General features: G+C 61.8%; 1 protein-coding gene. It reads right to left on the reverse strand.

The window, feature by feature from the left end:
• A partial coding sequence (locus H9S92_RS14050) for an SdrD B-like domain-containing protein (RefSeq protein ID WP_320055167.1) occupies positions 1 to 1,496 on the reverse strand: 1,496 nt, incomplete at both ends.

Genomic DNA, 1,496 nt, shown 5'->3' on the forward strand with positions numbered 1-1,496 from the left:
TACAGGTTCACCGTTACACCGGCGATGCCGTATTCCAGCGGGTTAGCCAGGTCCTGGTCACCGCTGTTGTCTGCGTCGTAGAACACCGTGGAGCCTACGCTCATGTTGGGCAGGAAGCCGAAGTCGATCGTCATGTTGCCGTTCGTCTCCTCTGCGTCGTCCTGGTCATCACCGGGGAAGCCACCAACTTCCGTCGGGTTGCTGCCGGCAGTCAGGTCGAAGGGCGCTGAGGCTACCGTACCATCCAGCTGCTCTTCGCCGTTCTGCACCGCAGCGTCGGTAGGATCGTCGCTGGAGGTACCGGAGGTTGCGCCGGTGCCTGCGGGCAGGCTCGGGATTACTACGTTGTAGGTGCCGTTGGGCAGGTTGTCGAAGAAGTAGATGCCATCGTCGTTCGTCGTCGTTTCACCGACCAGCGTCTCGGGCGTGCCGTCGCCGTCCAGGTCCGCGAACAGCTGGACCGGTACGTTCGGGATCCCCACCTCGTTGGCACCCATCTGGATGCCATCGTTGTTCATGTCGAAGAAGACCGAGGAGCCCACGCTGTTGACCGGCACGAAGCCGAAGTCAATCGTCATGTTGCCGTTCGCATCGTCTTGCGGATCGGTGTCGTCCTGGGCACCGCCGGGGAAGTTCTCGTCGCCGATCTGCGGCTCCTGACCGGGCGTCAGTGTGAAGAGACCAGAGAGGGACTCCGTGCCTTCGCCGCCCGCCTGGGCACCGTCGTTCGTGCCGTCAAGGTCGTCATCGGCGTCGCTCTGCGTACCGGAAGCCTCCGGTGCATCCGTAGCAGGAAGTACCCCTACCTGGTAGTTGCCCGGAGCAAGGTTATCGAAGAAGTAGTTGCCGTCAGCGTCCGTGGTTGTCGTCTCGATCGCCGTCAATTCCAGACCGTCGATCATGCCGTCGCCGTTCGCATCGAAGTACAGGTTCACCGTGACACCGGCGATGCCGTATTCCAGCGGGTTGGCCAGATCCTGTACGCCGTTGTCGTCAACGTCGTAGAATACCGTGGAACCTACGCTCATGTTGGGCAGGAAGCCGAAGTCGATCGTCATGTTGCCGTTCGTCTCTTCAGCGTCGTCCTGGTCGTCACCGGGGAAGCCACCGGCTTCCGTGGGGTTGCTGCCGGCCGTCAGGTCGAAGGGCGCTGAGGCTACCGTGCCATCCAGCTGCTCTTCGCCGTTCTGCACCGCAGCGTCGGTAGGATCGTCGCTGGAGGTACCGGAGGTTGCGCCGGTGCCGTCGGGCAGGCTCGGGATTACTACGTTGTAGGTCCCGTTGGGCAGGTTGTCGAAGAAGTAGATGCCATCGTCGTTCGTCGTCGTTTCACCAACCAGCGTCTCGGGTGTGCCGTCACCGTCCAGGTCAGCGAACAGCTGGACCGGTACGTTCGGGATGCCCACCTCGTTGGCACCCATCTGGATGCCATCGTTGTTCATGTCGAAGAAGACCGAAGAGCCAACGCTGTTGACCGGCACGAAGCCGAAGTCAAT

This window comes from Neolewinella lacunae (assembly GCF_014349155.1).
Classification (GTDB): Bacteria; Bacteroidota; Bacteroidia; order Chitinophagales; family Saprospiraceae; genus Neolewinella; species Neolewinella lacunae.